Source organism: Stenotrophomonas sp. YJH_SMC_69 (genome assembly GCF_059370495.1).
Genome location: NZ_JCAFTS010000008.1, coordinates 87,226 through 102,781 on the forward strand (window position 1 = coordinate 87,226; position 15,556 = coordinate 102,781).

At 64.5% G+C, this 15,556-nt stretch carries 15 protein-coding genes; all 15 read right to left on the reverse strand.

Annotated elements, in window-relative coordinates:
- Positions 1 to 3 precede the first annotated feature (3 nt).
- Complete coding sequence (locus tag AC5P8F_RS14715) at positions 4 to 360, reverse strand: lysozyme inhibitor LprI family protein (RefSeq protein WP_329768287.1); 357 nt, start codon at positions 358 to 360, stop codon at positions 4 to 6.
- A gap of 465 nt (positions 361 to 825) precedes the next feature.
- Positions 826 to 1,503 carry a hypothetical protein gene (locus tag AC5P8F_RS14720; RefSeq protein WP_032956264.1) on the reverse strand — a complete coding sequence of 226 codons (678 nt, stop codon included), beginning with the start codon at positions 1,501 to 1,503 and terminating at the stop codon, positions 826 to 828.
- A gap of 1 nt (position 1,504) precedes the next feature.
- Positions 1,505 to 1,783 carry a hypothetical protein gene (locus AC5P8F_RS14725; protein ID WP_049405458.1) on the reverse strand — a complete coding sequence of 93 codons (279 nt, stop codon included), beginning with the start codon at positions 1,781 to 1,783 and terminating at the stop codon, positions 1,505 to 1,507.
- Complete coding sequence (locus AC5P8F_RS14730) at positions 1,783 to 5,271, reverse strand: TipJ family phage tail tip protein (RefSeq protein ID WP_329768286.1); 3,489 nt, start codon at positions 5,269 to 5,271, stop codon at positions 1,783 to 1,785. Before AC5P8F_RS14730 ends, AC5P8F_RS14725 begins: the two co-directional genes overlap by 1 nt.
- Entirely contained in the window at positions 5,268 to 5,861 is a 594-nt protein-coding gene (locus AC5P8F_RS14735) for a tail assembly protein (RefSeq protein ID WP_049405454.1), read from the reverse strand. The genes AC5P8F_RS14730 and AC5P8F_RS14735 overlap by 4 nt, the downstream gene beginning before the upstream one ends.
- Complete coding sequence (locus AC5P8F_RS14740; RefSeq protein ID WP_329768285.1) at positions 5,854 to 6,594, reverse strand: C40 family peptidase; 741 nt, start codon at positions 6,592 to 6,594, stop codon at positions 5,854 to 5,856. Before AC5P8F_RS14740 ends, AC5P8F_RS14735 begins: the two co-directional genes overlap by 8 nt.
- 63 nt (positions 6,595 to 6,657) lie before the next feature.
- Positions 6,658 to 7,353 carry a phage minor tail protein L gene (locus AC5P8F_RS14745; RefSeq protein ID WP_014645608.1) on the reverse strand — a complete coding sequence of 232 codons (696 nt, stop codon included), beginning with the start codon at positions 7,351 to 7,353 and terminating at the stop codon, positions 6,658 to 6,660.
- Between the two features lie 152 nt (positions 7,354 to 7,505).
- On the reverse strand, positions 7,506 to 8,642 hold the full coding sequence (locus AC5P8F_RS14750; RefSeq protein ID WP_049441826.1) for a hypothetical protein: 1,137 nt from the start codon (positions 8,640 to 8,642) through the stop codon (positions 7,506 to 7,508).
- A gap of 39 nt (positions 8,643 to 8,681) precedes the next feature.
- Positions 8,682 to 9,821 (reverse strand): hypothetical protein, encoded by a 1,140-nt coding sequence (locus AC5P8F_RS14755; RefSeq protein WP_053494634.1) that lies wholly within the window; start codon positions 9,819 to 9,821, stop codon positions 8,682 to 8,684.
- 12 nt (positions 9,822 to 9,833) lie between these two features.
- Complete coding sequence (locus tag AC5P8F_RS14760) at positions 9,834 to 10,286, reverse strand: hypothetical protein (RefSeq protein ID WP_075076396.1); 453 nt, start codon at positions 10,284 to 10,286, stop codon at positions 9,834 to 9,836.
- 1 nt (position 10,287) lies between these two features.
- The gene (locus AC5P8F_RS14765; RefSeq protein WP_329768284.1) at positions 10,288 to 11,409 is read right to left on the reverse strand and encodes a hypothetical protein; all 1,122 of its coding nucleotides are present in this window, start codon (positions 11,407 to 11,409) and stop codon (positions 10,288 to 10,290) included.
- Between the two features lie 31 nt (positions 11,410 to 11,440).
- The gene (locus AC5P8F_RS14770; protein WP_495228457.1) at positions 11,441 to 12,592 is read right to left on the reverse strand and encodes a hypothetical protein; all 1,152 of its coding nucleotides are present in this window, start codon (positions 12,590 to 12,592) and stop codon (positions 11,441 to 11,443) included.
- Between the two features lie 61 nt (positions 12,593 to 12,653).
- Positions 12,654 to 13,820: a hypothetical protein gene (locus AC5P8F_RS14775; protein ID WP_069118138.1), complete on the reverse strand. Its 1,167-nt coding sequence runs from the start codon at positions 13,818 to 13,820 to the stop codon at positions 12,654 to 12,656.
- Positions 13,821 to 13,822: 2 nt separating this feature from the next.
- On the reverse strand, positions 13,823 to 14,152 hold the full coding sequence (locus AC5P8F_RS14780) for a phage tail protein (RefSeq protein WP_049441818.1): 330 nt from the start codon (positions 14,150 to 14,152) through the stop codon (positions 13,823 to 13,825).
- Positions 14,149 to 15,513, reverse strand: a complete 1,365-nt coding sequence (locus tag AC5P8F_RS14785) for a phage tail tape measure protein (RefSeq protein ID WP_288495791.1) — start codon at positions 15,511 to 15,513, stop codon at positions 14,149 to 14,151. Before AC5P8F_RS14785 ends, AC5P8F_RS14780 begins: the two co-directional genes overlap by 4 nt.
- Between the last annotated feature and the right edge of the window lie 43 nt (positions 15,514 to 15,556).

The window sequence follows — 15,556 nt, forward strand, 5'->3', positions numbered from 1 at the left end:
GAATTACTTCGAGGTCAGTGCCTGCAGCACGTCGGCACGGTTGGCGGTGCGATTGATCCGGCAGGACTGCGCGTCCAGCATCTGCCCCTGCCCGTCTTCGGCAGGGTTCCAGCTGCAGTAGCGATTGGTATCGGAGATGTAGGCGGCCTGCTCGTCCATCAGCCTGTCCTTGTCCTTGCCATCGGGACCGTCGACGATCTTCATGAAGGCCTGCTCGAGTCGCTGCTCCTGCCAGGCAAGCTCCTCATCGCCACACGCCTGCAGTGCGGGGGTCTCGCCGCCGCTGGAGTTCACGCACGTGGCGTACTGCGGCCGCAGCGTGGCTTTGTTGTAGGAATCATCCGGGCGCTGCGGCGGCATGTCCTGATCATCGGCATCGGCCGCTGTCGTGGCAGGTGCGGCGCGTGCAGGCTCTGCAGTGGCGGGCGGCGATGCGGTGGCGGGCGCGGCGGCCGCGGGGGCAACTGCCGTATCCGCCTCCGGGCTCTTGGCCTGACATGCTGCCTGGCTGAGGCCCAGGGCCAGCGCAAGCGCGATGGCCCCGGCCCTGCCGAACGTTTCGCGGGGGGCCGCTGGAAGGTGGTTTGTTCCCTGCATTGCTTGCATCTCCTTGGCATCCAGGCACGTGGCCCGTCAACGCGGGGCCGTCCATCGGCCCCATCGGGAACTGCATGCTACGCGAGCGTGGATTTCAGATGCCTGACTGGATTCAGAATGCGTGCGCGTCGTCTCAGACGCGAACGCGGAAGCGTCAGTGCCCGCCGCCGCCCCCGCCCACCTGTTCGATCAACTCGAGCAGGCCGATCTCGGCCAGCATGGCCGACACTAGTAGCCGGTTACATCAAGCACCGCGAGGGCTGCATTGTTCCCGGTATAGGTGAACCGGGTGGGTAGAGGTAGTCCGTAGTAGGGGCCGTAGGTACGCCGCGCCGTCTGCGTCATCCCGAACGTGATGGTTCCACCGTTGACCGCCCCTCCGGAAACACTTACGTCCTCGTGTTGCAGGTATTCCTGCGGATCGCCCCATCGCTGGAACGTGTTCGCCGAATCGTACGCGTGAACCAGGGGCATCACTGCCCAGGCACGTCCAGGATCAAACTGGGCGCTCCCCTGCCAGCCAGGCCGTGTCGACGCAGAACGAAGGCCAGCCACCCGCGCGGCTTTCCGGCCTGCGTCGAACATCAGGCGGCCGGCACCGTCACGGATGATCAGTCCAAAATTGCTTGGTGGCTCCTGCGGTGGCGCGTACACATACCACTGCACCACTGCGCCGGGCGGACCAAACAGATACAGCCCAGCCGAATAGCCGTCGATCTGATTGTAGTACTGGCTTCCAACCACCGAGGTTGAACGCACGGCAACCATGCCGGCATGGTTGCCGATGTACCTGCTTCCTTCGCCATCCAGCGTGGTAGTGCCTTGAGCCAGCATGGCGAGTGTCGGGAAGGCATCGTCGATCAGTACGGTGCCCCAGTCATTGATGATCTTGATTCCTGCAGTCATATCAGCGGGCCCATATTTCGACGATGCCGGGATAGCGGTCCTTGGCGGGAACATTGACGTGACGCCAGCTGACGATGCCGGAGGCCACGTCGATGGAGAAGTCCGGGGCATACCTGCCGCGAGCAACCGCCGTCAGATCGGTATCTTCCGGTTGCCGGGAGAAGGCTGCGCTGCCGTCGACCGTGCTGTACTGGATGCTTGCAAGCACGCGGAACAACCTGCCTTGCGGGTCATAGCCCAGACTGCCATCCGCATTGAAAACCTGGATTCCGACTGGCATTACCACACCCCCATCTGCACGCGCAGCGTTCCTGCTGCATCAAATACCTGGATCACGTTGTTGACGATGGTCAGATAGCCACCATTGTCGGGGCCGGTCATCGTCATCGCGCCGCTCTTGTCCAACCGCCAGCGTGGCTGCCCTCTCGCACCCACCGCGTTGGACTGGATGAAATCACCGATCATCGCGTTCTGGATCCTGCCGTTCCCGATCAATGCCTGACTGATGAAGGTCTGGCCGTTCTCGACCACGAAGGGCGTGGTGATCTGTCCATTTCTCTCGTTGATCAGCGCGAAGCGATCGGCCTGCATCAGGATCTGGCTCTGGTAGCTGCCATCTGGCTGCTGCTCCACGCCCAGACCCATGCCGGCCATGTAGATCTGCCCGGCGCTGGTGATCTGCGCCTTGACCGTATAGGTCGCGCTGACCTTGCCATCCAGGTTGACCACGGCCTGCGAGACCTGCTGGACCGCGGCGCTGACGCCCTCGATCTTGCCTGGAACACCTTCGATGGACGCTTCGACCGTGTCCACGCGCTTGGCCAGTGCCGCGTCCTTCTCGGCCATCACGCTGTAGACGGTGATGGCGCCGGCGCTGACATCGTTCTCGCCGACGTTGTAGTCCTCCTCGCCGGCACTGTGGTCGCTGACCTGGGCGAACAGGCCATCGACCTTCTGCCCCTGCGCAGCCACCTTGCCATCGACGTCGGTCACGTCCATTTCCAGCTGGTCGACACGGCCGACGATGGCGCCCGCCTCGGCGATCGCGTCGCCGATGCTCTTCCAGTGGCTGCCCGGCGGCGTCTCGTTGCCTGCAGCGGCGCCCTGCCAGCTCCAGATCCGGCCGTCGTGGATGACGGTCTGGCCCGGGGTGTAGATTGCCGAGGCATCCCAGACCAGCGGCAGCACTTCGGTGACGCGCTCGATCTTGCCCTTCAGCTGTTGACCCAGCGCGCTTTCGTTGATGCGGCCGGCGAAGTAGGCGTCGTAGTCATCCGGGTTGCTGCTGGACTCACCCATCACCCCGGCTTGCGCCGGATACCACGGGCCGATGTTGCCACTTCGATCCACCAGCCGTCCCCAGAACCAGAAGCGCGCGCCAGCGGCCAGGCCGTTCATCTGGTGCTGGGCCTGCGGGTAGGCGAAGTCGCCCAGCTTGATCGCGCTCTCGCGATTGGGGCCAGTGCTGTACCAGAGTTCGGTCCGTTCGGTATCGGTTGCACCTGCGGGGAAGCCCCAGGACAGTGCGATGCCGAAGGGGCGGGCAGTGCTGGTCAACGATGCCAGCGAGGGGGGCGGCGTCGTCTTGCCTTCAATGGTGGTGAGCGCGCTGAGCGTCGGCTGCGACACCGCGCCCAGCGCATTGACCGCGCGTACGCGGGCCAGATACTCGCCTGCGTAGACGCCCCGCACTTCCAGGCTTTGCGTCCCGACGCGACCAGCGCGGACCCAGTTGAGATCGCCACGGCGCCATTCCACGTCATAGCCGATCGCCTTGTCCGCAGCATCCCACTCGATCGTGAGCACGGAGGTAGCGATGCCCTGGTCGACCACCACATGCGAGGCCATCCGCACGTTGGCCGGTGCCGGCTGCACGCTGGGCGGGATGATGCTGATCGGCGGCTGCTCCAGGCGCGTGCCGTCGTCGATGGCGGCGTACTTGCCCGGCACGTGCTTGAGCGCGGTGATCTGATAGGTCAGGTCCTCGCCTTCGCTGATCGACAGCACGCGATAGTGCTGCAGGGCCAGCTCCGGCGATTCCAATGCCCAGACCGACTGCGCCACCGGCACCGCCGACCAGGGCGCGCTGACGGTCACCGTCTCGCCGTCCACCGACTGCACCGTGCGTGCTTCGGTCTGCCCGCTGGGCAGGGTGGCACGCAGGGTGTCACCGGCCGCGATCTGTTCCGGCACGCGGTCCAGCACCAGGCTGCGCGCACCTGCACTGCGGATGCGACCCGCATTGCGGCGGCCGGCGCGGTTCGGGTCGGCCACCTGGATCACATCACCGGGCATGCAACCCAGCGCATCCAGGCCCACCGAGAAGCTGATCGTCTCGGTTTCCAGCATCTCGGTATGCAGGATGTGGTTGCCCACGCGCTGCGCCTGCGAACGTGAGTGGCAACCCACCGCCGTCACTTCGGTCTGGTTGATGCCGTAGCGGGCCACGCCGGGCAGGTGCTGGACCACTTCGACCTTCTGCCGACCGAAGTCGTCCGGATCGATCCACGACACCAGGGCCACCGTGTGCCGCGCCGTGCGGCTGCTGCCAGCATAGTGGAAACGCCCTTCGATGACGTTGGCCTGGCTGTAGGTCAGCACCGGGTCCTTGGGCATGTCGGCCGAGGCCATCACCTGCCCCGCCGCATAGAAGCTGATGCCGCGGAACATGGTGGCGATGTCCTGCAGCACGCGGTAGGCCTCGGCGCGGGTCTGCAGATACAGGCTGCAGGTGAAGCGCGGCTCCTTGCCGCCCTGGCCATCGCTGACCAGTTCATCGCAGTAGCGCGCGATCTGGTACAGCCGCCACTTGTCCACCCAGTCCAGCGGAACACGATGGCCCAGGCCGAAGCGATCGTTGGTGACGATGTCGAAGAACACCCAGGCCGGATTGTTGGTCCAGCCACTCTTGAAGGTACCGTCCCACACACCGCTGTAGAGACGGCTGAGCGGATCGTAGTTGGAGGGGATGCGTACGATGCGACCCCACAGCTGGTAGGACCGGGTGGGAATGTTCTGGAACTGGCTGGCATCAACCTGCACCGCCGCCAGCGCACAGTTCGGATAGCGCAGCTTGGCATCGATGATCTCGGTCATCGACAGCACGTTGACGGTATCGGCGATGGTGCTGCTGTTGGCGTTGGCGGTCAGCCGGCGGATGCGCACCTGCCACTGGCTGCCGGCAGGCAGATCGATGCGGCGGCTGCGCTCGTACTGGCTGGTGGTCTTGCCGCTGAAGGCATCGGTCAGCACCGTGCTGAACGGGCCGCCGTCGGTGGACAGATCCACCGCGTACATGATCCGGTAGCCTTCAGTGTCGCCGTTCTCGGTGTTGGTCTTCTGCAACGCCGGCACCGCAAAGCGGATACGGACGGCTGACAGATCGGCACCCGATACGGTGCGCACCACCGGCGCATCACTGCGCAGCTCGACGTTGACCCCGACTTCGTTCTCGATGGAGGGGAAGCCGCTGATGTGCTCCTGGTCCTGGGTGCCGGAACGCGTCTGCACGTCCACGCCGGAGAAGTTCAGCGTGCCGTCCGGATTCTCGATCGGCACCTGGTCCAGGTAGATCGACTGCTTGCCGGCAACCAGGCCACGGATCTCGCCCTCGCTGGCGAGGTCGATGATGCGGGCCACCGCCATCGAGTGCAGGCTGTCGGCGGTTTCGACCGGGGTTCGGGCGTTACTCGCGCCCTTCTTGGCACCCGCCAGCACTGGCGTGGCTGCGCCGCGCGTGCGCGGCGTGGGATGAGTGGTCTGATTCAAAACTGGTCCTCCGCCAGGATGCCGCCGCTGATCACGGCCGAGCCGATGAACATGCCCTTGGTGTCATGGCCGCCATAGGCGACCGGCACGGGGTTGCCTTGCGCCTGCGTGTTGACGGTGCCGTTCATGCTGTAGCTGGGTGCGTTTTCGGGTGTGTCTTTGGCGCCCAGGCCTTTCGGCTGGGGGGAGAGCATCTGGGTGATCCCGCCAACCACCATGCTGACGCCGGTTGATACCAGTGCAGCTCCGCCAGCCCAAGATGTGTAGCTCCCCACAACGATCAGCACGATGCCAATGATGGTTTGCAGTACACCGCCCCGCTTGCTGCCCACCAGCACCGGCGCGATGCGGATGTCATCCTGTCCCGGCGGGTCGTGCAACTGATCCCGCGACAGGTTCTGCCGGCCGTTGAACACGGCAAACTCCATGCCCTTGGCCTTTGCGCCCATCAGGTACTGCTGGAATCCTGGCAGCATGGTGCACAGTGCATGCACCGCCTCGGCCGGGCTGTTCACCGCCAGCCGGAACCTGCGCCCGAAGCGCGCACCCAGCTTGCCGTACAGGCGGATCGTACGAAGGCGGTCAGTCATGGCGCACCCCGCGATGGCGGACGATGCAACGGGTGCGCTCGGCCCACATGCCGCCGTACGGTACGGTCTCGGACAGGCGGCCATGCAGGTGATGCAGCATCTGCCCGTCGCCGAGGTAGATGCCCGCGTGGTTGGTGACCGGCGAACGGATCTGCATCAGGATCATGTCGCCCCGCTGCGGCTCGCCCTCGATCAGGTCGAAGCCCTCGGCGTGCAGCCGTTCAAGGCTGTACAGGTCCTGGCCGTGGCTCCACCAGTCGTCCTGGCGTTCGTACTCGGACAGCGGGATGCCCAGTTCGCGTGCGTGGAAATCGCGGACCAGGCTGTAGCAGTCCAGCACACCGTGGGCGAACTGGCGACCGACCAACGGTGCCATGTAGCCCGTGGGATGCAGGGTCTGCAGATCACCGCACAGCGGTGCCTCGCCTGTTACCTGGCCGACGCTGACGATGTGCCAGGTCAGCCCGCTGCGCTCGCACATGACCCGATCGGCGTCGGACGGCGTTGCGGCGGCATCGGGATGGCTGTGCACCAGGGCCAGCACCTCGCCCTTGTCCTCGGCCACGGCATAGTCCTCAGCGGGCAGGCGGAAATGCTCGCTGGACGTGGCGGCCACGTTGCGGCAGGGAAGATAGCGTTCGTGGCCTTCAATGGCCACGATCAGCCCGCAGCATTCGCGCGGGTACTCGGCCACGGCGTGCGCCTGGATGGCCTGCAGAGTTGTCGGTTGCATGTTTCACCCATGAAAATGGCCCGCGCGGGCGGGCCTGGAAAGTGGAATTCGGGAGGGGATCGATCAGGAGCGCAACAGGCCCGCGGCGGGGAAGCCGCCATAGGGCAGCGGCTTGTCCTGGCCGAAGCGCAGCTTGCAGCTGCGTACCCGACCGCCGCACTGGTCACGCGCCGGATCATCGGTGGCGACGTCGTCGCTGTCGGCCACCGCTGGACCGTTGTAGCCGCAGTACGCGCCGCGATAACCGCCACGCACCAGCCAGCCACACATGCCGGCGATGATCTGCCTGCCCGGCAGCTGCTGCCCATTGAGATCGATCGCGGTGGTCAGCTCGAATTCGACCATCTGCTTGTCCTCACCGATCTTGCGCTCGATGAACCAGACTTCATCAGGGAAGTGCTCGCCAGGATCCGCGCTGGGATTGCCTTCCTCGAAGTTGGCGGCATCCAGGTACTTGGCCAGTGTCTGCCGGCGGATGATGCGGGCACCGACCAGGTCATCGAACAACAGGCACATGGCGGTGATGCGGCCATCGATGTTGCTTACGCGCAGGCGCGGGTTCGGCGGCTGGTCGCTGGTGCGCTCGAAGCCGCTGGCCTCGATCGGCCAGGGGCCATATTCCTGGCCCTGCCACCAGATGAGGCCACTCTGCAGGTGCGCGTGGAAGAAGAGCTTGTCGGCGCCGAAACTGCTGGCGTCGAGTTCATAGACGGTGATGCGGCCACCCGGCTCAAGCTGCTGGGCATCGGCGGTGATCATGGGGTGTTCTCCTGTGCGGCATTGGGAAGAGGGGGTGGCACGGGGTACCGTTCCTGGCCGCACGGTACGATGACGTGGTGGCCTGGGCGCAGCGAAGCAGTGGTGGTGAAGCAGGCGTGCTTTGGCGCCTGCGGAGCGGGGGTTGTCATGGCTCAGAGCTCCGCATCGGCCTGGACCAGCACCTGCGAGGTGGTCGACCACACCACCACCGCGCCCCAGAGCTGCATGTTGTTCGGCATCGAGGCGATGACTGCCGCGTCAACCGTGGACTGCCAGCTGGGCGCTCCGCCGTCGAAGTTGACCAGGTTGCCGGCATTGCCGAAGCCCACCAGGTTCAGCGCGGTGGACGGCGAGGAGATTCTGGGCGCTGAGCGTTTGCGCACCTTGAACGGGATGCACGCACGCGTGTCGCCGTTGGCGGTGTAGGTGATGCCGATGATCCGGTTTACATCCACCGTCTCGTAGTAGCGCTGGCACAACAGCAGCTCCAGTGCTTCGGACCGGCGGTCGAAGTCGGTGGCGGTATCGCCTTCTTCGATCTGCACTTCGGCCACTTGCACGCTGCCGCTCTTCTGCCCGGCGGCGAACGCGCGGCCGCCGAAATCGGCACCTGCGTCCAGCCAGAAGCTCAGTTGCAGGTAGCTGTCCGGGCCCAGCGTCTTGCCGGCAAGACCGGGAACTTCCACGGTGACCTGGTGCCATCGCCACAGCGTATCGAGCACGACCGAGGCGCCGATGCTGTCGCGCGCGGTAGACCCACCCGTTCCGTAGGACTGCTGCAACTCCACGCCGATGCGGAAGTCGTCCACCGAGGCGCGCGCCTTGAAACTGATCGTGACGGTGCGCCCGGCCAGTGTCCGGACATCCTCGATGCGCTGTTGGACCAGCGCCATGTTGCCGGCACCGGCAACGCTCTGCACCTCCAGCCGAAGCAGGTGGCGCGACCCAGCCAGCAGGCGCCCTCCCTGGCCGCCGCCTGGAGGCACATCCTCGCGTGAGGCAGCCACCCTGGTGCCGATGGCATTGACCGCCCAGCGGTCAGCGATGTAGCGAGAGCCCGTGGATGCAGGGAACACTGCACCGCGCTGCCAGAACCGGAAGTCGCCGTTGATGAGCGGGTTCCTTCCGGCCATGCGGCCTTCCAGATGCATGAGCGCCGATTGCGCGTCGTCCAGACCAGCGTAGATCTCGGCGAAGTTGTCGTTGATCTTGGTGAATGCCGGCCGCTGGGTCTCACCTCGTTTGCCGTTGGGCTGGACGGTGTCCAGGTCGATGATTCTTCGTGTCATGTGCAGTCCTCGCTGCGTGCGCCGGTGTTGACGGCCAAGTCAGATCTCGGCGTCAGCCGCCCAGTTGCCGCCCACCAGATAGGCATAGAACGGCGTCAGGCCAGAACCGAAATCAAGCTGAAGCGTGAATCCATCGGGACGAAGGAACAGCGGGACAGCCATTCCGCGTGACCACCCGTTGCCGTTGAACAACGACCAGTAGCCGAGGGCCGGCGCCACTTCACTATTGGAGTAGAGCGTGAGTGCGGGCACAGTGCGTTTGGCGACCTTGAAGGAGATCTGCTCACTGCGCGCCAGGCCTGCCTGGAACGCGGCGGCGACGCCCTGCGGTGACGGCATGCCAAGCTGCGGTGCCTGTTCCAGCGGGAAGCTCTTCTCGTAGTACCGCTGGCACAGCATCAACTCGGTTGCGTCATCACGCATGTCGTAGTCGGTAGGTGTCGCCCCCTTCTCCAACTGCATGCAGGTCAGCGAGAAGGACCCAGACTGGCCGACAAGCTGTCCGCCATAACCACCGGGTGTCGCAAAGTCGACGATGACGTGCAGCTTGCTGTTGGCTCCCACGGTCTTGCCAGCAATGGATGGCAACTCGACGGTGAAGTACCTGAGCGCGGCCGCGGTGCCGATCTCCTGGACGCCTGCCCGGACCGTCACATCCGGAGACCCATTGGTACCAAACGTCTGGATGAAGCGAACGCCGATGCGGCAGCCCGGCGTCGCGGCCCATGCCTGCATGCTCAGCGTCACGGTACTTCCCGCCAGCGTCTGCACGCCTTCCACCGGCTGGGTGACGAACGCCTCGGTCGCGGCCGTCGATCCGGTGAGATCGCAGTTCATGAATCCCGTGACCCCGAATGCCGGGGCATCGAAGCTGCGGCGTGACACCGCGACCTGCCCCGCCCCGGTGCATACCACCTGGAAGCGATCGGGAACATACACCGCCAGAGGCGACACCACAGTGCGGCTGCTGCCCCGTTGCCAGAACCTGAAGTCACCGTTGATCAGCCGGTTCCGGCCGTTCTGCCTGCGCCGGAGATCCTGCACCGTGGTTTCGAGTTCATCCAGATCCGTGTAGAGATCGGCGAAGTTCTCATTGACCTTGGTGAAGGCCGGCCGTTGCGTCTCACCCCGCTTTCCGTTCGGCTGCACGGTATCAAGGTCGATTGTGCGTCGTGCCATGCGTCGTCCTCCTCAGCCGCCGATGATTTCCGGCGCCTGCTCGGCAGGCCAGCCGAATGCATCCGGCTGCGGCAGTTGCGCCTGGACCTGCCGCCAGTCCGGCGCGTTCTCCTCGGCGGTGGACTCAATAGTCTCCAATGCGAGGTTGACCCCGTCGCGCCAGGCAATCATGGCGATGGCGTCCTGCGCATAGCGCGGCACCGCACTGCCCGCGTAGCTGCAGCAACTCTCGATGCTGTCATAGCCGCGATCGCGGGCACACTGGGCCATCCACTCCCACGCCTTTCCGCGGATGAAGCGATGGAACTGCGCCGAGCCGGGTACGAACAGCGGCGGTACCGGCTCCGGCTCATTGCCTGCCGTACACCAGGCTTCATAGTCATTCCACAGACGGTGGCCACGTGGAATGAAGGCGCCGGTCTGCAGGCACTTGATGGTGTCGATCTCTTCGGTCAGTTGATACATGTCATAGCTCCGCGTCGGCGGTCCAATGGAAGGAGGAGCCCCAGTTGCCTGCGGCGGATTGGTAATTGACCTGTGCGCCGGACTGGCCGGCATATACGATGGATGTCACCGTGCCGATGCCGCCGCTTGCGCCGGATATGCGCCCTGCCTGCCCGTTCACATCGCTGTAGACCGTGTAGGCTGGGATGGCCCGCTTGGGGACGCGACACCGGATTTGCGAGGTGCTGCCAACGCCGACACTGCGGTCGTAGAACTGGTTGTCGCGTCCGATGCCATCGGCCGTGCCAGGCGGCACATCCAGGTTGTAGCTCTTCTCGTAGTAGCGCTGGCACAGCTGCAGCTCGTGAGCCAGCGGGCGCAGGTCGAATGCCGTTGCCCTGTCGCCGCGCTCCAGCTGCATCATCGCAAGGCCGAACTCTCCGCTCTGACCGGAGATGACACCGCCATAGGCATCGGCGCACAGATCCACCACCAGCCACAGGAAATCGCTGTCGGCATTGCTGCCCAGCGTTTTCCCCTTCACCGATGGCAATCGCGCACTGAGCTGGAAATAGGTCCAGGACGCGGCGGTGACCGCTACGGTTCCCAGCTCTACGCTGACCGCGGCGGACGGCGAACCACCGGTGCCAAAGTGCTGGATGAGACGAACACCGATGCGTTTTCCTGGCGGGCCATAGGCGAAGCCGGAAACCGTCACCTCGCCGTCGGACAGCGTGGCGACCCCTTCGACCTTCTGTGCGACATAGGCGCTGCTGCCAGCACTGACCTTGGAGACAACGCTGTTGAGGAAACGGCGCGATTCCGGCGCGGCTCCGCCGGCAGGAAGATTGGCCCCGCGATTTGCGGTATGCGTGCAGCTCAGCGCTGCCACGGTCCAACGATCGGCCACATAGATCTCGCCGCCTTGGGTGGTGCCAGTGGTGGCCCGCTGCCAGAAATCGAAGTTGCCGTTGATCAGGCGGTTCCTGCCTGGAGCCGCGCTCTGCAATGCGCTTTCCAGCGAATCCAGCGCGCCATACACTTCGGCGAAGTTGTCGTTGATCTTGGTAAACGCCGGGCGCTGTGTTTCACCCCGCTTACCGTTCGCCTGAACGGTATCGAGGTCGATGATTTTTCTCGTCATTGCTGTCGTCCTGTTCCCTGCGGGCGCCCCGTCAAAGCTCGGCGTCGGCCCACCAATGCCACCAGCCGCCCCAGCGGCCTGGATTGTTGGTCCAGCTGACTTCGTACCCGGAAGGCGAGGCGTAGTTGACCAGGCAGGGCACGCGGGAGATGTTGTCTTCCGCGATGTGCCCATCCTGCTGGATGTTGTCGGCCGAGATGATCATCACGTAGGGATGGGCACGCTTTGCCGTCTGGAATCGCACGCTCTGGTAATGCGCCATCCCCGGTGAGTTGATCGAGAATGCCTCGCGCCCTTCGTTGTGCGCCGTGTTGGGCACGATGTCGAGGTTGTAGCTCTTCTCGTAGTAGCGCTGGCACAACGCCAGTTCCACACCTGGCGGCCGCCAGTCGAAGCATGTCGCTGCGCGGCCCGATTCGACCTGGAACTGGGTAAAGCCGAACGAGCCGTTCTGTGCCACCAGCTCGCCCTTCTGACCAGCACCGCACAGGTCGAACACTACGTAGAGGTGGTCGTTGCCGTTGCTGCCGAGCACCTTTCCCCGGGTACTCGGCAACGTCACCGTGATGCTGTGACGTTTGGCGGTGGTGCCCAGAGTGAGCACACCGGCTTCCAGCACCACCTGCGGCGAGGGTGAGCCGCCGGTTCCGAAATCCTGGATGACACGCACGCCCACACTGCGACCGGGCGCATCAGAGTTCGCCCATACCGAGATCGTGATGTCTCCACTTGCACTGCGGACACCCTCGATCTTCTGCCCCATCCAGGCGCCACTTCTGGTGATGGCCTCGGATACGGTGCAGACCAGAATCGACCGTGTGTCTTCCGGAAATCCGGCCTGCCCGTCGTACGCCACCCGCTGTACGTCGTGGTTGCAGACCAGCGCCGAGTTCGTGAAACGGTCGGCGAAGAACACTTCCGCGCCCAGCGTCCCCGACCCAGTGCCGACACGACCAGATGTACGGCGTTGCCAGAACTGCAGGGCGCCATTGATGAGCAGATTCCTGCCTGGAACGCGCTCAGTGATGGCATTCGCCACGGTTTCCGGGATCTTCGCGACCTCGGTCAACGCGTCGTAGACCTCGGCGAAATTCTCGTTGATCTTGGTAAACGCCGGGCGCTGTGTTTCACCCCGCTTTCCGTTCGGTTGAACGGAATCGAGGTCGATGATCTTTCGTGGCATTTGTGCTGTTTCCTTGATGGTTTCGGTTGCGAAGGAACGCTCTCCAGCCCTCCCGCGGACCTCAGATTTCGGCATCCATGGTCAATCCAGTGCCCTCCGCTGCCGAATCTCCGCTCTGCAGGATGCCGGCCTGACCCGCTGCGGCAGTGTTCAGCGCACCGATGATGGTCATGCGGGTCGACGTAACTTCCGCCGCACTGAGCGCTGTCAGGCTGGTTGCACCGTCTCCCGTGAGCAGCCGCCATTGCGATGGGTTCGAGAAGGCGACCGCGGGTACCGACCGCATTCGCTGATTGAATCGGTAGGTGAGGTACACCGCGTTGTCGCCCCGAATCAGGCCCACGCCAGCGTTGAAGCGCGATCCACCGTCGAACGGCACGCCAGTGGCATCCACCTGGTAGTAGCGTTGGCACAGCCGCAGCTCTTCCCCCTTCGGCCTCCACTCGAACGGCGTCGCGAGCGGGCCCGCCTCCCACTGGAACTCTCCGAAGTACAGCTGGCCCTGTTGCGCGCCCAGTCCTGCGGTGCGGCTGGCGAACTGCGTGCCCGCCGTTACCCATATGCAGACCACGGCCGCACCGTCACCGGACAGTGCCTTCCCTGAGATGGAAGGCAGGGTCACCGTCCTGCGGATCCGGTTCAGGCCGGAGGCCAGCTCGACCACCTCCGGCGCGATTCCCAGCACAGGCGTGCTTCCCCCCGCGCCAAAGGTCTGGGCGAATTCAAGGGCGATCTTCCGCCCGGCGGCGCCGGCGTTGAACACCAGGAACGAAACGGTGCTCTCCACGCCCGCGAAGTTGCGGACGTCTTCCACGCGCTGCTCGAAGACAAAGAAGTGGTTTGTGCCATCCGTATTGCCACTCGAACTGACCGACAACGTGAAGGTGCTGAACGGGAAGTTGTTGTCGCCTGCCGCTGCGGGATTGCGCTTGAACACGGCGTCTTCGACGTTGCCCATCTGCAGGAACCATCGGTCGGCTGTGTAGTTCCCGGAGATGCCGAAGCTGCTGCCGCGCTGCCAGATGTCGAAATTGCCATTGATCAGGCGATTGCGCCGTGCCGGCGCGCGCATCATGGTATCGGCGAGCTGCCCGGGCAGGCCGTCGACTGCCTGGCCAACCTGCTGGAAGTTCTGGTTGATCTTGGTGAAGGCCGGCCGCTGGGTCTCCCCACGCTTTCCGTTGGGCTGGATGGTATCCAGGTCGATCCGTTGAAGATCCATGCTCATGCCTACGCGTGGAAGGTCTGCTCGAAGGTGGCGGTGATGGTCGATACCTGGCCGCCGAGATGGCTGTCGGTGTAGGAATCACACATGTACAGCCCCTGCCCCAGTGGCCCTTTCCACAGGAAGCTGCGGCCGGCATGACCATCCAGGAAGGTCACGATCTCGTTGATCGTTTTGCGGTTGCCGACGAACTGCAGCTGGTAACTGCGTGAAGTGGCGTTCAGGCCATCGGCAGCGGCCTGCGCATAGCCATCTCCGAACTTCGCGCGCTTCACGGCGGCGGTGGTGGTTCCAGTACTCTGGCTGGTTGCCGGCCAGGTGAAGGTGTCGGTCATTGCATGGCACTCCTGCTGAGCACACCACCTGCCTTCAGGTCACGACTCTGCAGCTCGCGGTACTTGCGTTCCACGAACTGGCCAATCTCGTTGCCGAACTGCTGCAGCATGCTTTCGTTGGTGGTGACTTCCTTGCCACCGTTGTTGTCGATGCGGATGCTGACTCCCACTCCGCCACCACCGCCGCCACCGTGCGCGGCCACACCCAGGCGGCCGTCCGGCCCGCGCCGCAGCGGCATGATCGCTTCCGGTCCCGCTTCGCCGAATACGCCGGCGCCCCTGGCAAAGGCGAACAGCTGCGGGGTGTTGTAGACACCGCCGGAATAGGCCGACAGGCTCGGCGACTGGTAGACGCCACCGTTGGCGTTGGCCTCCACCCCCGTGCCATATCCGAACAGGCCCGCGATCTTCTTGACGCCCCAGACGATTGCCTGTTGGATGGCGATCATCTTGAGATCGGCGATGATCGACTTGGCCAGATCCTTGTAGTTGGACTTGCCCGTCTTCACGAAGCTCTGCAGTGCCGCCTCTGCGCCGGTGAACGCCTTGGAAAAGGCATCCTGGGTGGACTTGGCGGAGTTCTCGGTCTTTTCCATGTACTCGCCGAGCGCGCTGCCGAAGCCCTTGCGGAACCCCGAAAGTCCTGTGGTGCCCTTGGTGTCCTTGGCGTCCTTGGTTTCGCCCGCCTTGGCATCACCGGCCTTGGCGTCCTTGGCAGTCGCCACGCCTGCAGCCACCGCCGCCGCGTCCGTCGCTGCATCCTTGGGCGTCAGGTCGACCCCCATCAAGCCGGCGATCTTCCTCGCCCCCCAGACCAGTGCCTGCTGTGCGGCGATCATCTTGAGGTCGGACAGGATGGACTGGGCCAGTTCCTTGTACTTGGACTTGCCGGTGGTCACGAAGCTCCTCAACGCTTCGTCGGCGCCGGTGAATGCTTTGTCGAAGGCTTTCTTGGCAGCCGTGGCGGTGTTTTCGGTCTTGCCGATATAGTCGCCGAGCGCGCCGCCCAGGCCCTTGCGGATACCCGCCAGGCCCTTGTCGTCCTGTTGGGCCTTCTCTTCCTTCCTTGCAGCCTTGCCGGCGTCCGCGCCCGCTGCGGTTGTTCCTGCCTTCGCCGCCGCCTGCAGCTGCGTGTTCAGGGCAGTCAGCTGCGCGGACAGTGCGGTGACCAATGATGCGCTGGTGGTCAGCACGGCATTGAAGGCCTGCTGCACCGTGTTGATCTTCTCCAGCTGCCGCTGGAACTCCTGTGTGGTGCCGGTCATCTCGGTCATGCCGCGCCTTGCTGCCTGCATGGCCGTTTCCAATGCGTTGCTGGCCTCCACGGTGGTCCGTGTGCTGCCAGGCGATGTAGTGCTCATTGAGTGTTCCTCGGGAGAGTCGGCTCCGCTTCGGCGGAGCCGG